At 69.0% G+C, this 23,758-nt stretch carries 21 protein-coding genes; 15 read left to right on the top strand and 6 right to left on the bottom strand.

The window, feature by feature from the left end:
- Nucleotides 1-79: 79 nt before the first annotated feature.
- Nucleotides 80-1,438: an Nramp family divalent metal transporter gene (locus HDC36_RS04825; RefSeq protein ID WP_304951823.1), complete on the bottom strand. Its 1,359-nt coding sequence runs from the start codon at nt 1,436-1,438 to the stop codon at nt 80-82.
- Nucleotides 1,439-1,586: 148 nt separating this feature from the next.
- Between HDC36_RS04825 and mntR the strand changes: the two genes are divergently transcribed.
- The 3 genes from mntR to orn all read left to right on the top strand — a co-directional run bounded on the left by mntR (nt 1,587) and on the right by orn (nt 3,239).
- Complete coding sequence (gene mntR, locus HDC36_RS04820) at nt 1,587-2,051, top strand: manganese-binding transcriptional regulator MntR (RefSeq protein WP_179564890.1); 465 nt, start codon at nt 1,587-1,589, stop codon at nt 2,049-2,051.
- Nucleotides 2,048-2,545, top strand: a complete 498-nt coding sequence (gene tadA, locus HDC36_RS04815; protein WP_179564888.1) for a tRNA adenosine(34) deaminase TadA — start codon at nt 2,048-2,050, stop codon at nt 2,543-2,545. The genes mntR and tadA overlap by 4 nt, the downstream gene beginning before the upstream one ends.
- Before the next feature lie 115 nt (nt 2,546-2,660).
- Complete coding sequence (gene orn, locus HDC36_RS04810; protein ID WP_179564886.1) at nt 2,661-3,239, top strand: oligoribonuclease; 579 nt, start codon at nt 2,661-2,663, stop codon at nt 3,237-3,239.
- 60 nt (nt 3,240-3,299) lie between these two features.
- Here the strand turns inward: orn and HDC36_RS04805 are convergent, their stop codons facing one another.
- A complete protein-coding gene (locus HDC36_RS04805) occupies nt 3,300-4,259 on the bottom strand; it encodes a mechanosensitive ion channel family protein (protein WP_179564884.1) in 960 nt (319 codons plus the stop codon).
- Nucleotides 4,259-6,634 carry a phosphoenolpyruvate synthase gene (ppsA, locus tag HDC36_RS04800; protein WP_179564882.1) on the bottom strand — a complete coding sequence of 792 codons (2,376 nt, stop codon included), beginning with the start codon at nt 6,632-6,634 and terminating at the stop codon, nt 4,259-4,261. Before ppsA ends, HDC36_RS04805 begins: the two co-directional genes overlap by 1 nt.
- Before the next feature lie 146 nt (nt 6,635-6,780).
- Here ppsA and HDC36_RS04795 point away from each other — a divergent pair, with 146 nt between their 5' ends.
- The 3 genes from HDC36_RS04795 (at nt 6,781) to HDC36_RS04785 (ending at nt 8,802) form a co-directional block, all read left to right on the top strand.
- On the top strand, nt 6,781-7,602 hold the full coding sequence (locus HDC36_RS04795) for a pyruvate, water dikinase regulatory protein (protein WP_039009881.1): 822 nt from the start codon (nt 6,781-6,783) through the stop codon (nt 7,600-7,602).
- A gap of 147 nt (nt 7,603-7,749) precedes the next feature.
- A complete protein-coding gene (locus HDC36_RS04790; protein ID WP_179564880.1) occupies nt 7,750-8,256 on the top strand; it encodes a DUF1249 domain-containing protein in 507 nt (168 codons plus the stop codon).
- 57 nt (nt 8,257-8,313) lie between these two features.
- Nucleotides 8,314-8,802, top strand: a complete 489-nt coding sequence (locus HDC36_RS04785) for an 8-oxo-dGTP diphosphatase (protein ID WP_179564878.1) — start codon at nt 8,314-8,316, stop codon at nt 8,800-8,802.
- A 290-nt stretch (nt 8,803-9,092) separates the two neighbouring features.
- Here the strand turns inward: HDC36_RS04785 and HDC36_RS04780 are convergent, their stop codons facing one another.
- The gene (locus HDC36_RS04780; RefSeq protein WP_179564876.1) at nt 9,093-9,851 is read right to left on the bottom strand and encodes a 3-hydroxybutyrate dehydrogenase; all 759 of its coding nucleotides are present in this window, start codon (nt 9,849-9,851) and stop codon (nt 9,093-9,095) included.
- A gap of 145 nt (nt 9,852-9,996) precedes the next feature.
- On the opposite strand from HDC36_RS04780, the gene HDC36_RS04775 reads away from it, so the two are divergent.
- The 6 genes from HDC36_RS04775 to HDC36_RS04750 all read left to right on the top strand — a co-directional run bounded on the left by HDC36_RS04775 (nt 9,997) and on the right by HDC36_RS04750 (nt 14,029).
- Nucleotides 9,997-10,611 carry a phosphatidylcholine/phosphatidylserine synthase gene (locus tag HDC36_RS04775; RefSeq protein WP_179564874.1) on the top strand — a complete coding sequence of 205 codons (615 nt, stop codon included), beginning with the start codon at nt 9,997-9,999 and terminating at the stop codon, nt 10,609-10,611.
- Nucleotides 10,612-10,657: 46 nt separating this feature from the next.
- Nucleotides 10,658-11,848 carry a class III poly(R)-hydroxyalkanoic acid synthase subunit PhaE gene (phaE, locus tag HDC36_RS04770; RefSeq protein ID WP_179564872.1) on the top strand — a complete coding sequence of 397 codons (1,191 nt, stop codon included), beginning with the start codon at nt 10,658-10,660 and terminating at the stop codon, nt 11,846-11,848.
- Nucleotides 11,845-12,921 carry a class III poly(R)-hydroxyalkanoic acid synthase subunit PhaC gene (locus HDC36_RS04765; protein WP_179564870.1) on the top strand — a complete coding sequence of 359 codons (1,077 nt, stop codon included), beginning with the start codon at nt 11,845-11,847 and terminating at the stop codon, nt 12,919-12,921. The genes phaE and HDC36_RS04765 overlap by 4 nt, the downstream gene beginning before the upstream one ends.
- Nucleotides 12,908-13,345, top strand: coding sequence for a DUF5329 family protein (locus tag HDC36_RS04760; RefSeq protein WP_255432589.1), 438 nt, complete (start codon nt 12,908-12,910; stop codon nt 13,343-13,345). The genes HDC36_RS04765 and HDC36_RS04760 overlap by 14 nt, the downstream gene beginning before the upstream one ends.
- 28 nt (nt 13,346-13,373) lie before the next feature.
- Complete coding sequence (locus HDC36_RS04755) at nt 13,374-13,577, top strand: PspC domain-containing protein (RefSeq protein WP_179564868.1); 204 nt, start codon at nt 13,374-13,376, stop codon at nt 13,575-13,577.
- A 101-nt stretch (nt 13,578-13,678) separates the two neighbouring features.
- Nucleotides 13,679-14,029 carry a hypothetical protein gene (locus HDC36_RS04750; RefSeq protein WP_255432619.1) on the top strand — a complete coding sequence of 117 codons (351 nt, stop codon included), beginning with the start codon at nt 13,679-13,681 and terminating at the stop codon, nt 14,027-14,029.
- A 3-nt stretch (nt 14,030-14,032) separates the two neighbouring features.
- Here HDC36_RS04750 and HDC36_RS04745 read toward each other — a convergent pair whose 3' ends face one another.
- Nucleotides 14,033-15,244, bottom strand: a complete 1,212-nt coding sequence (locus tag HDC36_RS04745; RefSeq protein WP_179564864.1) for an FAD-dependent oxidoreductase — start codon at nt 15,242-15,244, stop codon at nt 14,033-14,035.
- Between the two features lie 177 nt (nt 15,245-15,421).
- Between HDC36_RS04745 and HDC36_RS04740 the strand changes: the two genes are divergently transcribed.
- The 3 genes from HDC36_RS04740 (at nt 15,422) to HDC36_RS04730 (ending at nt 19,846) form a co-directional block, all read left to right on the top strand.
- The gene (locus HDC36_RS04740; protein WP_179564862.1) at nt 15,422-15,637 is read left to right on the top strand and encodes a hypothetical protein; all 216 of its coding nucleotides are present in this window, start codon (nt 15,422-15,424) and stop codon (nt 15,635-15,637) included.
- A gap of 75 nt (nt 15,638-15,712) precedes the next feature.
- Entirely contained in the window at nt 15,713-17,341 is a 1,629-nt protein-coding gene (locus HDC36_RS04735) for a hybrid sensor histidine kinase/response regulator (protein WP_179564860.1), read from the top strand.
- A gap of 126 nt (nt 17,342-17,467) precedes the next feature.
- Nucleotides 17,468-19,846 (top strand): Tex family protein, encoded by a 2,379-nt coding sequence (locus HDC36_RS04730; protein ID WP_179564858.1) that lies wholly within the window; start codon nt 17,468-17,470, stop codon nt 19,844-19,846.
- Between the two features lie 57 nt (nt 19,847-19,903).
- On the opposite strand, the gene HDC36_RS04725 is transcribed toward HDC36_RS04730, so the two are convergent.
- Nucleotides 19,904-23,749, bottom strand: a complete 3,846-nt coding sequence (locus HDC36_RS04725; RefSeq protein ID WP_179564856.1) for a PAS domain-containing protein — start codon at nt 23,747-23,749, stop codon at nt 19,904-19,906.
- Nucleotides 23,750-23,758: the final 9 nt, after the last annotated feature.

Below are 23,758 nucleotides of genomic sequence, written 5' to 3'. Positions count from 1 at the left end.
ATCGTTGGCCCGGCCAGCGCGCCTGCGCCGACTCGCCCCGGCCGCCGCGTCAGCGCGGTGCCCGGGTTCTTGCGCCGGCTCAGTGCAGCAGGGTATCGCCGAGCAGCTTCACGTTCAGCGCCACGATCAGCGCGGCGATGATCCACGACAGCCAGATCAGCCAGCGCGGCGCGACCAGTGCGCCCATCTTGCGTTTGTCGGCGACGAAGCGCACCAGCGGGATCACCGCGAACGGCAGCTGCATCGACAGCAGCACCTGGCTCAGCACCAGCAGCTTGGCGGTGCCCTGCTCACCGTACAGCCAGGTCACCACCACCACCGGCACGATCGCCAGGCCACGGGTCAGCAGGCGCCGCGCCCAGGCCGGGATGCGCAGGTGCAGGAAGCCTTCCATGACGATCTGCCCGGCCAGCGTCGCGGTCACCGTGGAGTTGATGCCCGAGGCCAGCAGCGCCACCGCGAACAGGGTCGAGGCCACGCCGACGCCGAGCATCGGCGCCAGCAGCTCGTAGGCCTGCTCGATCTCCTCCACGTCGGTGCGGCCGTGCGCATGGAACACCGCGGCGGCCAGCACCAGGATCGCGGCGTTGACGAACAGCGCCAGGCTCAACGCGATGGTGCTGTCGGCCAGCGCCCAGCGCAGCGCCGAGCGGCGGCCGTTGTCGCTGCGCTCGTAGGCGCGGGTCTGCACGATCGACGAATGCAGGTACAGGTTGTGCGGCATCACCGTCGCGCCGATGATGCCGATCGCCAGGTACAGCGCGGCCGGGTTGGTCACCACCTCGGCGCGCGGGATGAAGCCGGCCAGCACCTCGTGCAGCGGCGGCGCGGCCATCGCGATCTGCACCACGAAGCAGGCGAAGATCACCAGCAGCAGCGCGATCACGAATGCCTCCAGGGTGCGGAAGCCGCGCCGCATCAGGTACAGCACCAGCAGCGCATCGATCGCGGTGATGATCGCGCCCAGGGTCAGCGGGATGCCGAACAGTAGCTTCAGCGCGATCGCGGTGCCGATCACCTCGGCCAGGTCGCAGGCCACGATCGCCGCCTCGCAGGCCAGCCACAGCAGGAAGTTGACCGGCCGGGAATAGTGCTCGCGGCAGGCCTGCGCCAGGTCGCGGCCGGTGGCGATGCCCAGCCGCGCCGCCAGGCCCTGCAGCACGATCGCCATCAGGTTCGACAGCAGGATCACCGACAGCAACAGGTAGCCGAAGTGCGAGCCGCCGGCGATGTCGGTGGCCCAGTTGCCCGGATCCATGTAGCCCACCGAGACCATGTAACCCGGCCCCAGGAAGGCCAGGAAGCGGCGCCAGCCGAGCCCGCCGCTGGGCACGGCAACGCTGCCGTTCATGCGCCCGAGGCTGCGCCGCGGCGGCTCGCTGGCCTGCGGCCAGGCGGCATTGGAATCGGGCAGGGGCAGGGGCAGAGGATCGGCCATGGCGGAAACGTGCGTGGGAGGAGCGCGATCCAGTATATAGCACTTGCTATTCTGTTTAGCATTGGCAAATCGGATCGCTGCGATAGGCGCGATTTCGGCCAGAATAGGCAGCGGCCGGCGTTCGCCGGCACCGGACAAGGGCGTTGCGATGCAGAAAAGCGGGAAGTTGACGGCACCGGGGGCGGTGCTGCTCGACGCCGAAGTGCAGGTCGAGAGCTTCCGCCAGGTGCGCGAGGCGCACCGCCTGGAGCTGATCGAGGACTATGTGGAGCTGATTTCCGACCTGCTGGCCGACGGCGGCGAGGCGCGGCAGGTGGACATCGCCGCGCGCCTGGGCGTGGCCCAGCCGACCGTGGCGAAGATGCTCAAGCGGCTGGTCAAGGGCGGCTGGGTGATCCAGCGGCCGTATCGCGGCGTGTTCCTGACCCCGGACGGCGAAGCGCTGGCGGCGGCCAGCCGGCAGCGGCACCAGACCGTGGAGCAGTTCCTGCTGGCGCTGGGCATCGACGAGGACATCGCGCGGCGCGATGCCGAGGGCATCGAGCACCATGTCAGCGAAGCCACGCTGGCGGTGTTCGCCGAGTTCGTGCGCAAGCACGCCGCGGCACGATGAACGGCGACAGCGACACCGCCGCGCGCGACGAGCGCTGGATGCTGCACGCGCTGGCCCTGGCCGACCGCGCCGAGCGCGAGTTCGACGAGATTCCGGTCGGCGCGGTGCTGGTCTCGGCGCAGGACGAGGTGCTGGGCGAGGGCTGGAACCTCAACATCGCCGAGCACGATCCCAGCGCGCACGCCGAGATCGTGGCGCTGCGCCAGGCCGGGCGCCGGCTCGGCAACCACCGGCTGGTCGGCAGCACCCTGTACGTGACCCTGGAACCGTGCGCGATGTGCGCGATGGCGGTGGTGCATGCGCGCGTGGCGCAGCTGGTGTTCGCGGCCGCCGATCCGAAGACCGGCGCCTGCGGCAGCGTGTTCGATCTGCTCGCCGATCCGCGCCACAACCACCGCGTGCAGGTGCGCGGCGGCGTGCTGGCGGCGCCGGCCGGGCTGCGCCTGACCAACTATTTCCGCGCCAAACGCGGCAAGCCGCTGCTCGGCGGTTGAGCGCCGCGGTGCGGCGCTGGCGGGGCGTGAACCCGCCGGGTCACGCGCGGTATCATGCACGACCGATACGAAACCCCCGCGCCGGCAGCGCCGCCGCGAACGACTGGATGGTGATATGGCGGAACCGCACGTGGACAACGATCGTCTGATCTGGATCGACCTGGAAATGACCGGGTTGGACACGGACAAGGATTCGATCATCGAGATCGCCACGGTGGTCACCGACAGCCAGCTCAACGTGCTGGCCGAGGGCCCGGAATTCGCCATCGCGCATCCGCTGCAGACGCTGCAGGCGATGGACGAGTGGAACCGCAACCAGCACCGGCATTCCGGACTGTGGCAGCGCGTGCTCGACAGCCAGGTCACCCTGGGCCAGGCCGAGGCGCAGACCGTTTCGTTCCTGGCGCAGTGGTGCAAGCCGGGCGCGTCGCCGATGTGCGGCAACTCGATCTGCCAGGACCGGCGCTTCCTGCACCGGCAGATGCCGCGGTTGGAGCGCTTCTTCCACTACCGCAACCTGGACGTGTCCACGCTGAAGGAACTGGCGCGGCGCTGGGCGCCGTCGGTCGCGTCGGGATTGAACAAGACCTCCTCGCACACCGCGCTCAGCGACGTGCACGATTCGATCGACGAACTGCGCTACTACCGCCCGTTCATGGGCGCGCTGGGCGGGCAGGGCAACGGCGCGCGCTGAGTCGCGCTGCGCGACACGCAGGCCGCGCCTGCACGGCGCGGCCTTGCGGCAAGGCCAGCGTCACCGGGCCAGCGGCGGCCCTTGCTTGGTCTCGCCGTCGTCGGTCACGCCCTTCAGCAGCAGCTCGGCGATCGGACGCCCATCGGCGTCGTGGTGGTACACGTGCAGATCGCGCTGCGGATAGGGAATGCTGAGCCCGTTCTCCAGCAACTGGTTGCGGATGTTCTCCAGCGTGCTGCTCTTGGCCGCGCCGAAGTCGCCGTTCCTGGCGTAGGCGAACAGCATCAGGTCCACCGTGCTCTCGCCCAGGTTGGTGACCTGCACGAACGGCGCCGGCGTCTCCAGGATGTTCGGATTGTCCTGGGCGATCTGCAGCAGCAACTGCTGCGCCTTCTTCAGATCGTCGCCATAGCCCACGCCCACCGTGATCTCCAGGCGCCGGTTGGGCAGGGTGCTGTAGTTGACGATCGGCGCGGTGGTGATGGTGCTGTTGGGCAGGGTGATCATGCGCTCGTCGAAGCTGCGGATGCGGGTCTGGAAGATCCGGATCTCGTCGACGATGCCTTCCTGGCCCGCCACCACCACGTGGTCGCCATCGCGCATCGGCCGCAGCACGATCAGCATCACCCCCGAGGCGATGTTGGACAGCGAATCCTTCAGCGCCAGGCCGACCGCCAGGCCGGCCGCGCCGAGCACGGCGAACAGCGAGGTCGGCGGCACGCCGATCTTCTGCAGCGCGGTGACGAACACCAGCACCAGCAGCAACGCATAGGCGACGTTGCGCAGGAAGTTGCTGAGCGTGGTCTCCACCCGGGCGCGGACCAGCGCGCGCTGCAGCCACAGGCTCAGGCGCTTGGCGATCCACATCCCGAGTACCAGGATGATCAGCGCCACGCCCCAGTTGAGCGCGTACTGCGCCCAATCCAGGTCTCTCCAGTTGAACGGCTGCTGTGTCCGCGCCGCCGGTGCGGCGGAGGCCGCCGTCGCGACCGCCGCCAGCAACGTCGTTGCCGTGCCCATCAGCCGGCGGCTTTCAGCTTGGCCAGGCGCAGCCAGGTGTCGACCACGGTGTCAGGATTCAGCGACACCGACTCGATGCCTTCCTGCATCAGCCATTCGGCCAGGTCCGGATGGTCCGACGGCCCCTGGCCGCAGATGCCGACGTACTTGCCCTTGGCGCGCGCGGCCTTGATCGCCATCGACAGCAGCTTCTTGACCGCCGCGTTGCGCTCGTCGAACAGGTGCGCCACGATCGACGAATCGCGGTCCAGGCCCAGGGTCAGCTGGGTCAGGTCGTTGGAGCCGATCGAGAAGCCGTCGAAGATCTCCAGGAACTCGTCGGCCAGCAGCGCGTTGGACGGCAGCTCGCACATCATGATGATCTTCAGGCCGTTCTCGCCCTGCTTGAGCCCGTTCTTCTCCAGCACCTCGATGACCTTGCGGCCTTCTTCCAGGGTGCGCACGAACGGGATCATCACCCACATGTTGTCCAGGCCCATCTCGTTGCGGACCTTGAGCACGGCCTTGCACTCCAGCGCGAAGGCGGCCGAGAAGCTCGGGTCGACGTAGCGGCTGGCGCCGCGGAAGCCGATCATCGGGTTCTCTTCGTGCGGCTCGTAGTTGCTGCCGCCGATCAGGTTGGCGTACTCGTTGGACTTGAAGTCGGACAGGCGCACGATCACCGGGTTCGGCGCCACCGACGCGGTCAGCGTGGCGATGCCTTCGGCCAGGCGGTTGACGTAGAAGCTGACCGGATCGGCATAACCGGCGATCTTCTCGTCGATCTTCTTCCTGGTCGCCGCGTCCTGCTTGGCGTATTCCAGCAGCGCGTTGGGATGGATGCCGATGTGCGCGGCGATGATCATCTCCAGCCGCGCCAGGCCGATGCCGGCGTTGGGCAGCTGGCCGAAGTCGAACGCGCGCTCCGGGTTGGCCACGTTCATCATGATCTTCAGCGGCGCCGGCGGCATGTTGCCCAGATCGGTGGTGGTGCGGTCGAACGGCAGCAGGTCGGCGTAGATGAAGCCGGTGTCGCCTTCGGCGCAACTCACCGTCACCTCGCGGCCGTCCTCGATCAGTTCCATCGCGTTGCCGGTGCCGACCACCGCCGGCACGCCCAGCTCGCGGGCGATGATCGCCGCGTGGCAGGTGCGGCCGCCGCGGTTGGTGACGATCGCCGAGGCGCGCTTCATCACCGGCTCCCAATCCGGATCGGTCATGTCCGCGACCAGCACGTCGCCGGGCTGCACCCGGCTCATGTCGTCAAGGCTGCGCACCACGCGGGCGACGCCGGCGCCGATCTTCTGGCCGATGGCGCGGCCTTCGGCGATCACCGTGCCGCGCTGCTCCAGCGCGAAACGCTCGATCTGGGTGGCGTGGCCGCGCGATTTCACCGTCTCCGGGCGCGCCTGCACGATGAACAGCTTGCCGCTGACGCCGTCCTTCGCCCATTCGATGTCCATCGGCCGCTGGTAGTGCTTCTCGATCACCAGCGCCTGCTTGGACAGTTCCTGCACGTCCTCGTCGCTGATCGAGAAGGTGTTGCGCAGCTCGGCGGGGGTGTCTTCGATGCGCACGCGCTCGCCGGGCACGTCCGAATAGACCATGCGGATCATCTTGCTGCCCAGCGAACGGCGCAGGATCGCCGGCTTGCCGGCCGCGAGGGTGGGCTTGTAGACGTAGAACTCGTCGGGATTGACCGCGCCCTGCACGACCATTTCGCCGAGGCCGAAGCTCGAGGTAACGAACACCACGTCGCGGAAACCGGATTCGGTGTCGAGCGTGAACAGCACGCCGGCGGCGCCGACGCCCGAGCGCACCATCAACTGCACGCCGGCCGACAGGAACACGTCCTCGTGCTTGAAGCCGTGGTGCACGCGATAGGCGATGGCGCGGTCGTTGTACAGGCTGGCGAAGACTTCCTTGACCTTGTGCAGCACGTCGTCGGCGCCGGTCACGTTGAGGAAGGTCTCCTGCTGGCCGGCGAAGCTGGCGTCGGGCAGGTCTTCGGCGGTGGCCGAGGAGCGCACCGCCACCGCGACGTCGCCGCCGCCGTTCTCGGCGCACAGCTGCGCGTAGGCCTCGCGGATCGCCTGGTCCAGCTCCGGCTGCAGCGGCGCATCGGTGACCCAGCCGCGGATTTCCTTGCCGGCCAGGGTCAGCGCGCCGACGTCTTCCACGTCCAGCGTCGCCAGCTTGTCGAAGATGCGCTGATAGAGATTGTTGTGGGCGACGAACGCCTTGAACGCTTCGGCGGTGGTGGCGAAGCCGCCGGGTACCGAGACTCCCAAACCCGCCAGGTTGCCGATCATTTCGCCGAGGGAGGAGTTCTTGCCACCGACGCGGGCCAGGTCGGTCAGGCGCAACTCGTGCAACCAAAGGATGTTCTCGTTCAAGCGCGATGCTCCGTAGGGCCATCGCCCGAGGCGGGCAGAGTGGCCGCGTCCGTGGGGGAAGAAGCCGATATCATGCAGTGCGCACCCGAGTCGGCACAAGCTCGGCGGGGTGCATCCGTTGGGTTTCAGCAAGGAGAATCCAGGCAATGTCGACGATCCGACCGGTGTTCTACGTGTCCGATGGAACCGGTATCACCGCTGAAACCATTGGGCATAGCCTGCTCACCCAGTTCAGCGGTTTCAGCTTCGTCACCGACCGCATGTCGTTCGTAGACGATCCGGAAAAAGCGCGCGAGGCGGCGCAGCGCATCCATGCCGCGGGCGAGCGCTATCAGGTGCGGCCGATCGTGGTCAACTCCTGCGTCGATCCGCAGCTGAGCATGCTGCTGTCGGAAAGCGGGGCCTTGATGCTCGACGTGTTCGCGCCGTTCATCGAGCCGCTGGAGCGCGAATTGAACGCGCCGCGGCATTCGCGGGTGGGGCAGGCGCACGGCCTGGTCGATTTCGAGACCTACCACCGCCGCATCAACGCGATGAATTTCGCGCTGACCCACGACGACGGCATCGCGATCAACTACGACGAGGCCGACCTGATCCTGGTCGCCGTCTCGCGCGCCGGCAAGACGCCGACCTGCATCTACCTGGCGCTGCACTACGGCGTGCGTGCGGCCAACTATCCGCTGACCGAGGAGGATCTGGAGCACGACCGGCTGCCGCCGCGGTTGCGACCGTATCGCAGCAAGCTGTTCGGGCTGACCATCGATCCGGATCGGCTGCAGCAGATCCGCCAGGAGCGGCGGCCGAATTCGCGCTATTCCAACCTGGAGACCTGCCGGCGCGAGGTGTCCGCGGCCGAGACCATGTTCAGGATGGAACGGATCCCGACCCTGAGCACCACGCATACCTCGATCGAGGAGATTTCCAGCAAGGTGCTGGCGACGCTGGGGCTGCAGCGCGAGATGTTCTGAAACGCCGCGGGGCGGAGCGGGCCGCCTGCGTGGAATCGGCAGAACGGCGAGGCGGTCGCACCGCCGCGCCGAGACTTCCAAGGTAGGCCGGCGCGGGCGATCCGTCAATGCTGCCGCGCCGGCGTTGCAACGTGTAGCATCGGCTCCATGCAGCACGCCCTGACCCGCAGCGAACGCATCCCCCGGCTGAGCCGATTCGGCTGGCTGATGGGGCTGTACGCCGAGAACTTCGTGCACCTGAACCGGCTGTTCGTGCCGTCCGACCTGGCCGTGGGCAGCTACCTGTCCTCGATCGGCGACGGCCTGGACCTGCGCCTGGACGTGATCGAGCACCACCGCTACACGGTGGAACTGCGCCTCACCTACGACCTGTGCGACCCGCTCACCGGCGAGCCGGATCCGTCGGCCTACGTGCGCCTGTACCGCGACGCGCGCCAGGCCGAGACCACGCATTGCTACGTCGGCCGCCGCTGGCAGGACGTGATGGGGCTGTATCCGCCGCCGGCGGAACTGATCAGCCACCGCATGCGCATGAACACCTTCCTCAGCAAGTGGCTGGAATACCTGGCCGAGCGCGGCCACGGCGTGGCCACGCTGAAGCCGGCCGGCCCGCTGCGGCGCCCGGCCGAGAACGCGACGCCAGCCGTGCCCTGACCGTTGGCCGCGGCGGATGCGGCATACTGCGCGCCCGCCGACTCGCCCGCCCGCCGCATGCCCTACACCCCGATCGTCGCCACGCTGGGCTACGTGCTGTCGCCCGACCGCTCCAAGGTGCTGCTGATCCATCGCAACGCGCGGCCCGGCGACCACCACCTGGGCAAGTACAACGGCCTGGGCGGCAAGGTCGAGGCGGACGAGGACGTGCTGGACGGCATGCGCCGCGAAATCCGCGAAGAAGCCGGCATCGAATGCGACGCGCTGCAACTGCGCGGCACGATCAGCTGGCCCGGCTTCGGCAAGCACGGCGAGGACTGGCTGGGCTTCCTGTTCCTGATCAGCGCCTACAGCGGCGAACCGTTCACCGAGAACGCCGAGGGCACGTTGGCCTGGGTGCCGGTGGCGGACATGGAAGCGCTGCCGTTGTGGGAGGGCGACCGCCACTTCCTGCCGCTGGTGTTCGACGGCGATCCGCGCCCGTTCCACGGGGTGATGCCGTACCGCGACGGGCGCATGCTGTCGTGGCGCTATTCGCGGGTCTGAGCGCGCTCGCGCCTGCGCCCGGCTTGTCCACAGCGGCTGTGGATCGATCCTGCACAAGCCTGTGGGCAAGCACGGCAAGTCGCTGAAACTGCTGCCGCATTTTGCCGGCTGGCGAAAATTTCACCATTGCCGCCACGCTTCTCCACAGCGGGTGTGGATGGAACCGGCCGAACGCTGTGGATAAGGCCGCGATCGCGTTGCAGCGCAACGCCTGTCGCCAGGCTGGCGAAAATTTCGCCAGCATCGAGCGCTGTTCCGAGCGGCGTCCATCTCGCCGAACGCACCGCACGCTACTGCGCGGTCCAGCCGCCGTCGATGGCGATGGTCTGCGCGGTGATGTTGCGCGCCGCCGGCGAGGCCAGGAACGCGACGCAGCCGGCCAGTTCGTCGTAGTCGATGAACACGCCCTTGGGCATCGGCCTGAGCATCACCTGCGCGATCACGTCGGCTTCGGAAATGCCGCGGGTGCGCGCCTGGTCGGCGATCTGCTTGTCCACCAGCGGGGTTTTCACGTAGCTGGGGCACAGCGTATTGATGGTGATGTCGGTGTCGGCGGTTTCCAGCGCCACGGCCTTGGAGAACCCGACCAGGCCGTGCTTGGCGGCGACGTAGGCGCTCTTGTACGGGCTGGCCACCAGCGAGTGGATGCTGCCGATGTTGACGATGCGGCCGAAGCCGCGCTCACGCATGCCCGGCAGCACGGCCTGGGTCAGGCGCGCCACGCCGGTCAGCATCACCTCGATCAGCAGGCTCCATCTGGCCATCGGGAAGTCCTGCAGCGGCGCCACGTGCTGCAGCCCTGCGTTGTTGACCAGCACGTCCACAGGCCGCGAGATCGCCGCCAGCGCCGCGCCGATGCTGGCCTCGCTGGCCACGTCCAGCGCCACCGCCTCGGCCGAGCCGCCGGCTTGGCGCAGCTGTGCGGCCACGGCGGCGGCCGCGTCCGCATCCAGGTCGCTGACGACGAGATGGCGGCCGCCGGCGGCCAGTTCGCGGGCGATGCCGGCGCCGATGCCGCTGGCGGCGCCGGTGATCAGGACGGTCTGCATGGGAAGCACCTGTCGGGGAGGGAAGGTGCGCAGCGTAGCAGCGCGGGGCGAGGGCGCCACGGCACCGGTCCTCGCCAGTGCGGTGGCGCCACGCTACCCTGTGCCGGTCGCACCCTTCTCACGCCGGATCCGCCACGCTATGCCGATGAAACGCCACTTTTCGATGCTGCGCGAATTCCAGTTGGCCGACTGGTTCACCCTGGCCAATGCCTTCTGCGGCACCGGCGCGGTGTTCGCGTCGATGCGCTTCCTGCAGGAGGGCCGGCGCAGCGACCTGCTGATCGGCATGGCGCTGATCCCGCTGGCGTTCGTGTTCGATGCGCTGGACGGGCGCGTGGCGCGCTGGCGCAAGTCCTCGTCCACGCTCGGCCGCGAACTGGATTCGCTGGCCGACGTGATTTCCTTCGGCGTCGCCCCGGCGGCGCTGGCCTATGCCTGCGGCATGCAGGGCGGCTGGGACTGGCTGGTGCTGAGTTTCTTCGTGTGCTGCGGGGTCAGCCGCCTGGCGCGCTACAACGTCACCGCCGAGCAACTGGCCGGCGACGGCGACAAGGTGCCGTATTTCGAGGGCACGCCGATCCCGAGCAGCCTGGCGCTGGTGATCGTGCTCGCGGTCGCCGCGCACCTGGGCCATCTCCGCGATGCGCTGTGGTGGGGCGAATGGCGGCTGGGACCATGGCTGCTGCACCCGCTGGTGCTGCTGTTCGCGCTGTCCGGTTCGCTGATGATCAGCAAGACCCTGCGCATTCCCAAGCCTTGAGCGGCGGCAGGTTGCTATCATCCCCGCCTGACCTGGGAGGGTGGCGATGAAGGCTAGCGGCGGCAGCGGTGCCGGCGATTTCGAAGCGTTGGCGCGGCAGTACTGGGGCGCGTGGAGCGATGCGTTGCGCCAGAGCGGCGCTGCGGCCGCGCAACAGCCCGCCGATGGTGCCGGCCACGGGTCGTGGCGCGAGGCGATCGACACCTGGGCGCAGTGGTTGCCGCGCGGCACCGGGGCGCAGGCCGAGGACGCGGTGTCGCAGTTGCAGCAGCAGGCCGGCGAGTGGTTCGGCGCGATGCAGCAGGTGGCCGCGCAGTTCGCCGGGCGCGATGCCAGCAGTGCCGACGTGGCCGAGGCCTGGAAGCAGCAGGTGCAGGGCCAGCGCGAGCAGATGCTGCAATGGCTGCTCGGCACCGCGCGCGGTGCCGGCCAGGCCGGCGTGGATCCCTGGCTGCAGCAGGCGGCGCAATGGCTGCAGGGCTGGCAGCGCGACAGCGGGCCGTGGCTGCAGATGCCGGGCTTCGGTCCGGGCCGCAACCACCATGCGCGCTGGCGCGCGCTGGCCAAGGCGCAGCAGGACTACCAGGCGCAGTTGCAGGCGTACATGGGCCAGTTGCAGGGTGCGATCGATCGCGCCTTCGGCGTGTTCGAGGCCAAGCTGCGCGAGCACGAGGATCCGGGCCGCCAGCTGACCAACGCGCGGGCGATGTTCGACCTGTGGATCGACGCCGCCGAAGAGGCCTACGCCGCGTCCGCGTTGTCGGAAGAATTCCGCGAGGTCTACGCCGGCTTCGCCAATGCGCAGATGCGCCTGCGTGCGCTGCTGCAACGCGAGACCGAGCAGCTGTGCGAGCAGTTGGGCCTGCCCACCCGCACCGAGCTGGATGCCGCGCATCGGCATATCGCCGATCTGGAGCGGCGGCTGCGCCGGCTGGAGCGGAGCGCTGCGCCGGCCGCCGCGGCGGCGCCATCGGAACGAACCGCGAGCGGTAAGGCAGCGTCGCGTCCGCCGTTGCGATCCAGGCCTGCGCCCGCTGCGCCGTCCAAGGCGGCTGGCACGAGGACCAGAGCCGCTGCCAAGCCCTCCGTTGCGCGCGCCGCTTCAACGTCCAAGCCACCGGCCAAGTCCAAGCCCGTTGCGAAGCCGAAGTCCAGGCCTGCCGCGAAACCCAAGCCCGCTGTGCCCAAGCCGGCACGCGGCAAATCGGGCGCCACGCCGCGCCGGAGCCGCGCATGAAAGGGCCATTGAGCTTCAGCAGCGACGACCTGCTTCAGGAAACCCTGGAGCTGCAGCGCAAGCTGATGGAAGGGCTGCGCGTGCTGCCGGGGCTGGACGACGTGCAGTACGGCGTCACCGAGCGGCAGGAGGTGTGGCGCGACGGCAAGGTGGTGCTGTACCGCTTCGTCGGCGAGCGGCCGCCCACCGCGAAGGTGCCGCTGCTGATCGTCTATGCGCTGGTCAACCGTCCGTACATGGTCGACCTGCAGGCCGACCGCTCGCTGGTCAAGGGCCTGCTGGCGCTGGGCGAGGACGTCTACGTGCTGGACTGGGGCTATCCCGACCGTTCCGAGCGCTACCTGACCCTGGAAGACTATCTGCTGCGCTACATCGACGGCGCGGTCGATCACCTGCGCGAGGCCGCTGCCGGTGCGCCGGTCAACGTGCTCGGCATCTGCCAGGGCGGCACCTTCTCGCTGTGTTACGCGGCGCTGCAGCCGCACAAGGTCCGCAACCTGGTGACGATGGTGACGCCGGTGGATTTCCACACCCCGGACAACATGCTGTCCAACTGGGCACGGCAGGTGGACGTGGACCTGTTCGTGGACACGCTGGGCAACGTGCCGGCGGACCTGATGAACGCCAGCTACCTGATGCTCAAGCCGTTCCGGCTGAACCTGCAGAAATACGTGGGGCTGCTGGACATCCTCGACGATCCGCGCGCGCTGGAGGATTTCCTGCGCATGGAGAAATGGATCTTCGATTCGCCCGACCTGGCCGGCGAGACCTTCCGCGAGTTCGTCAAGCAGTTCTACCAGGACAACGCGTTGGTGCACGGCCGCGCGCGCATCGGCGAGCACGCGGTGGACCTGGCCAAGGTCGCCATGCCGGTGCTCAACATCTACGCCGAACAGGACCACCTGGTGCCGCCGGACGCCTCGCGCGCGCTGCGCGGCCTGGTCGGCAGCGACGACTATGCCGAACTCAGTTTCCGCGGCGGCCACATCGGCATCTACGTGTCCGGCCGCGCGCAACGCGAAGTGCCGGCGGCGCTGCATCGCTGGCTGGCCGAGCGCGATGGCGGCGAGTGAAGGCGTGATGCGCCGCGCCGCGCCATGTCCGCGTCGGCTCGGTGCGCGCCTGCTGGCGTTCGGCCTGGTCTGCGTCTGCGCGGTCGCCGCGGCCGCGCCGTCGCCGGTCGCCGAACGCGAAATCGACGCGCTGCTGGCGGCCTTGCAGGCCTCGCCGTGCCGGTTCCAGCGCAACGGCAGCTGGTATCCGGCGGCGGAGGCCAAGGCGCATCTGCAGCGCAAGTACGACTACCTGCGCAAGCGCGACCTGGCCGCCAGCGCGGAGCAGTTCATCGAGCGCGGCGCGAGCCGCAGCAGCAGCAGCGGCAAGGCCTACCGGGTGGCCTGTCCGGGCCAGCCGGAGCAGGACGCGGCGAACTGGTTCGCACAGCAGTTGGCCGCGCTGCGCCGTCACCCCGCATCCGCGCCGCCGCGCCCAGACTGAGCGCGCATTCGTCGCAGGAGCCGCCGCCATGTCCCAGTCCACCCCAACCCTGTCGCGCTCGCTCAACGACCGCATGCTTGCCGGCGTGATCGGCGGCATCGCGCACCGCTTCGGCTGGAGCGCTACGCTGCTGCGCGTGGTCTACGTGGTCGGTTCGATCGCCTCGGCCGCGTTCCCCGGCATCCTGGTGTATCTGATCCTGTGGCTGCTGATTCCCAACGAAGCCGATTGACGCGGCAGGCGCTGGCCGCGCTGCGCCTGGCCGGTTTCGCGCTCGGCGCGCTGTGGACCTCGCCCAATACGCTGCTCGGCCTGGTCGCCGGCGTCGCCGGCATGCCGTTCGGCGCGCGCGCGCGGATCAGCCGGCGCGAGCTGGCGCTGGTGTTCGACCGCTTCCCCTGGGGACCGCGCGGCGCGTTGACGCTCGGCACTGTGATCCTGGTCAGCGCCGACGACCTGGACGTGGCCTGCGCCACCTACGAACATGCCGCCGGCCGCTGCCGGCATCCGAACGTGCGTCTGGGCGACCACGAGCGCGCCCACGTGCTGCAATATCTGCTGCTCGGTCCCTTGTTCCTGCCGGTGTACTTCGCCTGCGGCGGGGTCGGCGTACGCAACCCGTTCGAACGCGCCGCCGACCGCTACGCCTTGCGCGGCCGCGGCTGGTGGCCGGGACGGCGCTGAGGCTCAGTCGAGCCGGCCGAAGCCGAACAATCGCTTGAGCGGATGCGCGCGGCGCTCGATCTGCGCGCGCAGCAGGCCGGCGCCGAGCATGCTGTAGGTGATGCCGTTGCCGCCATAGGCCATCGCGAACTGCATGCGCGGCCCGTGTTGCGGGTGCGGGCCGAAGAACGGCAGGCCATCGGCGGTCTCGGCGAAGGTGCCGGCCCAGGCGAAGGTCGGCTGCAGTTCCAGCCCCGGCATCGCCTTGGCGATCTTGCGGCACAGCGTGCGCGCCTTGCTGTCCACGCGTGCATCGCGGCGCGCGGGAATGTCCACGCTGTCGTCCTCGCCACCGGCGACGATGCGGCCGTTGCCGGTGCTGCGCAGGTACAGATAGGGGCGCGCGCTTTCCCACACCATGGTGTCCTTCAGCGCACCGAGTTGGGCGTCGTCCAGCGGATCGCTGACGAAGGCGTAGCTGCTGCGGTTCCTGGCCACGCGCTGGTCCAGCCAGCCCTGGCTGGCATAACCGGCCGCCATCACCACGTGCCCGGCACGCACCTGCACGCCTTGCTCGGTGCGCAGGGTGGCGCCGCGGCCGTTCACCTGGATATCGGCGATGCGCGTGCGGTCGTAGACGCCGGCGCCGTGCTTGTGCGCGCGGCCGAGCAGGCGGTAGGTGAGGCGATACGGATCGACGCGCGCGGCCTGATGGCTGAGGATCGCGCCGTGCGCCTCGACCCCGTACACGCTGCGCAACGCCTGCGCATCCAGCCATTCCACCTCCAGGCCATGGCGCGCGCGCAGCTGCAGTTCCTGCTGCAGCACGCGCACGTGGCGACGGCGGCTGGCGTAGTACAGGCTGTCGTTCCAGCCGAAGTCGACGTCGCGCAGCGGCCGCACCAGCGCACGCAGCTGTTCCAGCGCCTGCGCGCAGGACCGGTAGGCGAGGGCGGCGGCGTCCTCGTCGTAGCGCTTGGCCAGGTCGAGCATGTGCGTGTCGATCTCGTACTGCAGCAGCGCGGTGCTGGCCGCGGTGCTGCCCCAGCCGATGTCGCGTTGCTCCAGCACCGCGACATCATGGCCATGCGCGACCAGTTCCTCGGCGATCAAGGCCGCAGTGATGCCGCCGCCGACGATCGCCACGTCGCAGCGCAGGTCGCTGCGCAACTGCGGGAAGCTCTGCATCAGGCCGTTGCGCACCGACCAGAAGGGGTAGCCGCTCTTGAGATCCATACATGCCGATTGCGGTGGGAGGTGCGCGACTAACGCTCAGATTCGGTTAAACCGGCGTGAGGCCGGCGTAAGTCATGTGCGGGCAAACAGCCGCGATTAACCTGCGTGGAGAAAGTCCTCACGATGCGCTGTGTAGGCTGCGCGCCAGTTCCACGAATTCCCAGCAGAGGAAGTGTCATGTCGGTCGTTCTGTATATCGGTGGCAGCAAGGATGGCCAGAAGGGCGTGATGCCCTATGGCTTCAGCAAATCGATGAAAGAAACCGACGAGGGGCCGGAGATCTATGTCGAGCGCGTGCTCGCGCTGAGCGATCGCCGGGTCCGGATCATGGCGCTGGAATCGCTGCAGGAGGAGATCGTGGTGGAACGCTTGCACCAGTACTATTCGCGTTGACGCCGGCATGCGAACCCCGGTGTGGTCGCCCGCCTAGCAGGGCCAGCAGCGGTTCGCATCGATCTTTTCTCGACCATGCCCGCACCTGACTCCAGCAATCTGCCGCGCGTCACCGTCCACGAAAGCACCACGGCCGATCTGTCCGAGCACCGTAGCGACATCTTCTTCGCCGCCGTGGAAACCACGCGGATGCCGATGATCGTCACCGATCCGCGGCAGGCGGACAATCCCATCGTGTTCGTCAACCGCGCCTTTCTGGAAATGACCGGCTACAGCAGCGAAGAGCTGCTCGGCAACAACTGTCGCTTCCTGCAGGGGCCGGACACCGATCGCGACACCGTGGACAGCGTGCGCGAGGCGATCGCCGCGCGCAACGAAGTGGCGGTGGAGATCCTCAACTACCGCAAGGACGGTTCCAGCTTCTGGAACGCGTTGTTCATCTCGCCGGTCTACAACGAGCATGGCGAGCTGGTCTATTACTTCGGCTCGCAGCTGGACGTCAGCCGCCGCCGCGATACCGAGGACGCATTGCGCCAGGCGCAGAAGATGGAGGCGCTGGGCCAGCTGACCGGCGGCATCGCGCACGACTTCAACAACCTGCTGCAGGTCATGTCCGGCTACCTGGAATTGATCGAGCATGGCCTGGAGCGCGAGCCGCTGGATCCGGCGCGGCTGCGCAAGAGCGTGGAGCGCGCGCGCGACGCGTCCGGCCAGGCCGCGCGGCTGACCCAGCAGCTGCTGGCCTTCGCGCGCAAGCAGAAGCTGGAAGGGCGCGTGCTCAACCTCAATACGCTGGTCGCCGGCATGAGCGACGTCGCCGAGCGCACCTTGGGCGACGGCATCGCGTTCGCGCTGGACCTGGCGCCGGACCTGCGCAACTGCCGGATCGATCCGACCCAGGCCGAAGTGGCGCTGCTGAACATCCTGATCAACGCGCGCGATGCGATGGCCGAGCAACCTGCGCGGCGCCTGGTGATCCAGACCCGCAACGTCACGATCCGCGCCGACGAGCCCACCACCTACGACAACCTGCTGCCCGGCCACTACGTCTGCGTGTCGGTCACCGACAACGGCAGCGGCATGTCCGCGGACGTGCTGGCCCATGTGCTGGATCCGTTCTTCACCACCAAAGACGAGGGCAAGGGCACCGGCCTGGGCCTGTCGATGGTCTACGGCTTCGCCAAACAGTCCGGCGGCGCGGTGCGGCTGTATTCGGAGGAGGGCCACGGCACCACGGTGCGGCTGTACTTCCCGATCGACGACAACGTCGAGAACCTGGCGCCGCGCGACGCGCGCGCCCGCCGCGCCTCCGACCGACAGGGCAACGAGACGATCCTGATCGTGGAGGACCGGCCGGACATCGCCGAGCTGGCGCGGCTGTTCCTGGAGGACCAGGGCTACGCCACCCACGTCGTGCACAACGCGCGCGAAGCGCTGGAACTGGTCGACAACGGGCTGCAGGTGGACCTGCTGTATTCGGACCTGATCATGCCCGGCGGCCTCAACGGGGTGATGCTGGCGCGCGAAGTGCGGCGGCGCCGGCCCAAGATCAAGGTGCTGCTGACCACCGGCTACGCGGAGACCTCGATCGAGCGTACCGATGCCGGCGGCACCGAATTCGACGTGCTGTCCAAGCCGTACAACCGCCAGGAGCTGATCCGCAAGGTGCGCATCGTGCTGGACGGCCCCACTGGCGTGAGCTGATGCGGACAAGTCGGCCCGCGGCGTGAGCTGACGCCGACAGGTCGGCGCGCCCCTGTCAACGGGTTCCCGGACGGCGCCGGCACTGCGAAAATGGCGTTTTCCGCAAGGCGGCTTCGGCCGGATGCAATGCACGACACTCAGCTCGCCCAGCAGATTGCCACTACCATCGCCGCCGAGATCGGCGCGCAGCCGGCCCAGGCCCGCGCCGCCATCGCCCTGCTCGACGAAGGCGCCAGCGTTCCGTTCATCGCGCGCTACCGCAAGGAAGTCACCGGCGGCCTCGACGACACCCAGCTGCGCAACCTGGAAACCCGCCTGACCTATCTGCGCGAGCTGGAAGACCGCCGCGCCGCGGTGCTGGCCAGCATCGACGAGCAGGGCAAGCTCAGCGCCGAATTGCGCGCGGAGATCGTCGCCGCCGATACCAAGTCGCGGCTGGAAGATCTGTACCTGCCGTACAAGCCCAAGCGCCGCACGCGTGCGCAGATCGCGCGCGAAGCCGGCCTGGAGCCGCTGGCCGACGGCCTGCTGGCCGATCCGTCGCTGACGCCGGACAGTTTCGCCGCCGGCTTCGTCGACGCCGACAAGGGCGTGGCCGACGTCAAGGCGGCGCTGGAAGGCGCGCGCGCGATCCTGATGGAGCGCTGGGGCGAAGACGCGGCGCTGGTCGGCGAACTGCGCGGCTGGCTCGCCGAGGTCGGCGTGATCCGCGCGCGCGTGGCCGAAGGCAAGGAGCAGGAAGGCGCCAAGTACCGCGACTACTTCGACCACGCCGAGACGCTGGGCAAGATTCCCTCGCACCGGCTGCTGGCGCTGTTCCGCGCACGCCGCGAGGAAATCGTGTATCTGGAGCTGGACCCGGGCAGCGATGCCGAGGCCGGCCACCAGTACGCCGAAGGCCGTGTCGCCGTGCGCGCCGGCATCGCCAACCAGGGCCGTCCCGGCGACCGCTGGCTGCTCGACGCGTGCCGCCTGACCTGGCGCGCCAAGCTGCACATGCACCTGCTGCTGGACCTGTTCAACCAGGCGCGCGAGAAGGCAGAGGCCGAGGCGATCGCGGTGTTCGGCGACAACCTGCAGGACCTGATGCTGGCCGCGCCGGCCGGCGCGCGGGTGACCCTGGGCCTGGATCCGGGCATCCGCACCGGCTGCAAGATCGCGGTGGTCGATGCCACCGGCAAGCTGCTGGCCACCGACACCATCTATCCGCACGAGCCGCGCAAGCAGTGGGACCAGTCGCTGCACACGCTCCGGCAGCTGTGCACGCAGCACGGCGTGGAGCTGATCGCGATCGGCAACGGCACCGCCAGCCGCGAGACCGACAAGCTCGCCGCCGACCTGATCAAGCAGAACCCGCAGCTGACGCTGGAGAAGATCGTGGTCAGCGAGGCCGGTGCGTCGGTGTATTCGGCGTCCGAATTCGCGGCCAGGGAATTCCCGCAACTGGACGTGTCGCTGCGCGGCGCGGTGTCGATCGCGCGGCGCCTGCAGGATCCGCTGGCCGAGCTGGTCAAGATCGAGCCGAAGGCGATCGGCGTGGGCCAGTACCAGCACGACGTGGACCAGTACCGCCTGGCGCGGGCGCTGGATGCGCGGGTGGAGGATTGCGTCAACGCGGTCGGCGTCCACGTCAACACCGCTTCGGCGGCGCTGCTGTCGCGCGTGTCCGGGCTGTCGGCCAGCGTGGCCGAGAACATCGTCCGCCACCGCGACGACAATGGCCCGTTCAAGCGCCGCAAGGATCTGCTGAAGGTGCCGCGGCTGGGCGACAAGACCTTCGAGCAATGCGCCGGCTTCCTGCGCATCGCCGATGGCGACGAGCCGCTGGACGCCTCGTCGGTGCACCCGGAAGCGTATCCGGTGGTGGAGCGCATCGTCGGCGCCACCGGCAAGCCGATCAAGGCGTTGATCGGCGACGGCGGTTTCCTGCGCGCGCTCAAGCCGGACCAGTTCACCGACGAAAAGTTCGGCGTGCCGACCGTGCGCGACATCCTCAAGGAACTGGAGAAGCCTGGCCGCGATCCGCGCCCGGAGTTCAAGGCCGCGCGCTTCGCCGACGGCGTGGAGGACATCAAGGACCTCAAGCCGGGCATGGTGCTGGAAGGCGTGGTCAGCAACGTGGCCGCGTTCGGTGCCTTCGTCGATATCGGCGTGCACCAGGACGGCCTGGTGCACATCTCCGCGTTGTCCGACAGCTACGTCAAGGACCCGCGCGATGTGGTCAAGGCCGGCGATATCGTCAAGGTCAAGGTGCTGGAAGTGGATGTGGCGCGCAAGCGCATCGCGCTGACCCGGCGCCTGGACGATGCGCCGGCAGCGGCATCGGCGCGTGGCGGCGAGCGCGATGGCGGCGCGCGTCCTGCGCCGGGCGCGCCGCGTCGCGAGCGCGATGCGCGCGGCGGCAATGGCGGCAATGGCGGCGGCAACGGCAAGCCGCGTGCACCCGCTGCGCCGCCGTTGAACAGCGCCTTGGCCGACGCGTTCGCCCGCGCCAAGCGCAACTGAGCGGACGCGCGCCGCGGCGGCCGCGGCACGCGTTCGGCGTCGCGGCGTCGCGCCGGCTCAGGCCGGTTCGGCCTGCGCGTTCGGGTCCTGTTCGGTGGTGCTGTGCGGCTGCGCCAGCGAGGCGGCCAGCGCGATCAGTTTGACCGGATCCACCGGCTTGCCCAGATGCGCGTTGAAGCCGGCATCCAGCGCCAGCGAGCGATCCTCGCCGCGCACGTAGGCGGTCAGCGCGATCGCCGGAATGCGGCTGACCGCGCCGGCGCCGCGCGCGCGCACGCTGCGGATCAGGCTGTGTCCGTCGCGGCGCGGCATGCCCACGTCGCTGACCAGCAGATCGTACGGGCGCTCGCGCAGCAGCGACTCGGCATCGTCGGCGGACACCGCGGTCTCGACCACCGCACCGGCTTCCTGCAGAAAACGCTGGGTGACCCCGCGCGAGTCCATGTCGTCGTCGACCACCAGCACGCGCACACCGTTCAAGCGGATCCCGCCGCGCTGCAACGCCGCTGCGGCGTTCGCCGCGCCGTCGCTGCGCCGCGCCGGATCGAGTCGCTGCAGATCGTTGCGCGGCAGCAGCAGGGTGAAGGTGGCGCCCATGCCGATGCCTTCGCTGCTGACCGACAGCTGGCCGTGGTGCATTTCGGCCAATTGCTTGGCGATCGCCAGGCCCAGGCCCAGGCCGCCGGCGCTGCGCGTACTGCTGGCGTCGGCCTGGCGAAACCGGTCGAACACGTGCGGCAGGAACAGCGGATCGATGCCGACGCCGCTGTCGCTGACGCTGACGCGCAGATGGGTGGTGCTGTTGTCGAGCGTCACCGTGATCTTGCCCGCGCTGGGGGTGAACTTGATCGCATTGCCGATCAGGTTGGTCAGCACCTGCTGCAGGCGCACCGCGTCGCCGAGATAGGGCAGCACGGGGGCGTCGCTGCACGGGGTCAGCGCGATGTCGATGCCTTTGCTCTCGGCGCCGGGCCGCGCCGCATCGATCGCTTCGCCGACCAGCGTGCACAGATCCAGTTCGGTGGCCTCCAGCCGCACCTTGCCGGACAGGATCGCGCTCATGTCCAGCAGGTCGTCGATGATCTGCGCCTGCGCATGGGCGCTGCGCTCGATCACCTCCAGGCCGCGGCTCAGGTCCTTCTCGCGCACCGCCTCGCCCTGCATCAGCCGCGACCAGCCCAGGATCGCGTTGAGCGGGGTGCGCAGTTCGTGGCTTAGCGTGGCCAGGAATTCGTCCTTCATGCGGCTGGCGCGCTCGGCCTCGCCGCGCGCGCTCTGCTCGGCGGCGAGCAGCTGCTGCAGGCGCAGGTCGGTTTCGCGGCGTTCGATGATGATGCCGGCCAGGTGCGAGGCCGAGCGCGCCAGGTCCTGCTCGTGCACGGTGGGGTAGTGCACGAACGGGTGGTACAGCGCGACCACGCCCAGCACCTGGCCGTCGCTGGCCAGGATCGGCGTGGAGCAGCAGGCGACGATGTCCGCTTCGGCGGCCGCGACCAGATACTCCTGCCAGTTGGGGTCCACGCGCACGTCGCTGCACAGCACCTGCCGGCGCAGGAACGCGGCGCGCCCGCAACAGCCGCTGCGCTCGCCGATCGGCAAGCGGTGCACCATCTTGCGGAACGCGGCGGGCATGCTCGGCGCGGCGCCTTCCAGCAGGCACTGGCGGTGTTCGTCGACCAGCATGATGGTGCAGCGCAGGCCCGCGTCGCTCTGCGCCTCGATGCCGCGCGCGATCGCTTCGAGCACCGCGGTCAGCGGCTTGCCGGTGGTGATCATCTCCAACGCCGCACGCTCGGCGGCGGTGGCGTTCTCGATGCGCTTGCGCTCGGCGATGTCCAGCAGCGAGCCGATGAAGCCGAGGAACTGGCCCGACGAGCTGAACCGCGGCGAGGCGGTGTCCACGCACCAACGGTACTCGCCGTCGTGGCGGCGCAGCCGGTATTCGATGGTGAAGGCGCGGCGATCGGCGGCGGCGCGGGCCAGCGTACGCCCGACTGCCGCGGCGTCGTCGGGATGGATCTTCTCCATCCAGCCCGAGCCCATCGCCTCCTGTTCGGTCTGTCCGGTGAACAGGTACCACTGGCGGCTGACGTATTCGCAATCGCCATCGGCGTTGGCCATCCAGATCAGCACCGGCGCGTTGTCGCACAGGTTGCGGAAGCGCAGTTCGCTTTCCTGCAGGCGCTGTTCGACCACGCGGCGATCGTGGATGTCGGTATTGGTGCCGATCCAGCGCACGATCCGGCCGCCGCCATCGCGGATCGGAAGCGCGCGGCCCAGGTGCCAGCGATAGCTGCCGTCGTGGCGGCGCAACGGGTATTCGATCTCGTAGGGCTGGCCGCTGCGCACGGCGTCCGGCCAGGCCTGCATCGCCCGCGCCAGGCCGTCCTCGGTATGCACCTTGCGCCAGCTGTCGTAGCCGGATTCGCCGACCGGAAGGCCGGTGTATTCGTACCAGCGCCGGTTGAAATAGTCGACGTTGCCGTCGGGCGTGGCGGTGAACACGATCTGCGGCATCGCATCGGCCAACTCGCGCAGGCGCGCCTCGCTGCGCGCCAGGTCCGATTGCGCGCCGGCGCGCTCCATCGACTCCCAGCAGCGCGCCGCGACCAGCCGCACCAGTTCGATCTCCGCCGAGGTCCACACCCGCGGCCGCAACTGGTGCACGCCGATCACGGCGACCAGGCGGCCGGCCTTGTGCAGCGGCGCACTCAGCATCGCGCGCATGCCCAGGCGCCGGTAGCCGGGGTCGTCGACATGCAGCGGCGGCGCATACGCCTCGGTGTCCTGCACCACCCACGGCCGGTTCTCGCGCATGCATTCCAGCAGGTCGCTGCCGAACTCGCTGAAGCGCGCGCGCCCGGTCAGGTGCGCGGTGCCGTCGACATAGTCGGCGCGCACGTCGAAGGCATCTTCGTCGGCGTCGACGATCGCATACGCGCAGCGGTTCGCCTGCAGGTGCCGGCCGAGCAGTGCGGCGCCGGTCTCGCAGATGGCCTCGGCGCTGTCGAGGTTCTGCAGCGCGTCCTCCAGCATCAGCAGGAAGCTGTCGTGGGCCTGCGCGCGGGTCTGCTCGGTGCGGTCGATGCCGTGGACCAGCACGCCGGTGACCTTGCCTTCGGCGTCGCGCATCGGCTGGTAGACGCATTCCAGCGTGGTTTCGGAGACCGTCTCGTGCGGCGTGCGGCGCAGGTTGAAGGTCATCGACTCGCCGGTGAAGGGCAGGCCGCTGGCGCGCACGTTGTCGAGCAGGCGGATGAAACCCTGCTGCTGGATCTCAGGGATCGCTTCGGCCAGCGGCTTGCCGACCACCTCGCGCGGCCCGACCAGTTGCTGGTAGCGCCGGTTGACGCTTTCGACCACGTAGTCCGGGCCGCGCAGGATCGCCAGCGCCGCCGGCGACTGCTCGAACGCATCGGCCATCTGCGTGCGCTGCGCATCCAGCGCCTTCAGCAACGCATCGCGCTCGCGTTCCAGCTTGATCCGGGCGGTGTCCTCGGTGCAGACGCACAGCACGCCGCCGATGCCGCCCTGGTCGTCGAACAGCGGGCTGTAGGAAAACGTGAAATACACCTCTTCGCTGTAGCCGTTGCGCAGCATCACGAACGGGACGTGCTCGTTCCAGGTCGATTCGCCGGTGGCCATCACCTGTTCGGCCTGCGCGCCGACCGTCGGCCACACGTCGGGCCACACCTCGGCCACCGCGCGCCCGAAGGCGAAGGGGTGGCGCATCCCCAGGATCGGAATGTAGGCGTCGTTGTAGAGGTTGATCAGCCGCGCGCCCCAGCGGATCACCATCGGGAAGCGCGAGCTCAGGCAGATCGACAGCGCCGAACGCAGACTCTGCGGCCATTCGTGCAGCGGTCCCAACTCGTGGCCGGACCAGTCGATGGCGCGCAGCAACTCTCCCGT

The organism is Xanthomonas sp. JAI131, from assembly GCF_013410075.1.
In the GTDB taxonomy this organism is placed as follows: domain Bacteria; phylum Pseudomonadota; class Gammaproteobacteria; order Xanthomonadales; family Xanthomonadaceae; genus Xanthomonas_A; species Xanthomonas_A bonasiae.
This window is presented reverse-complemented; position numbering and strand designations above follow the sequence as displayed.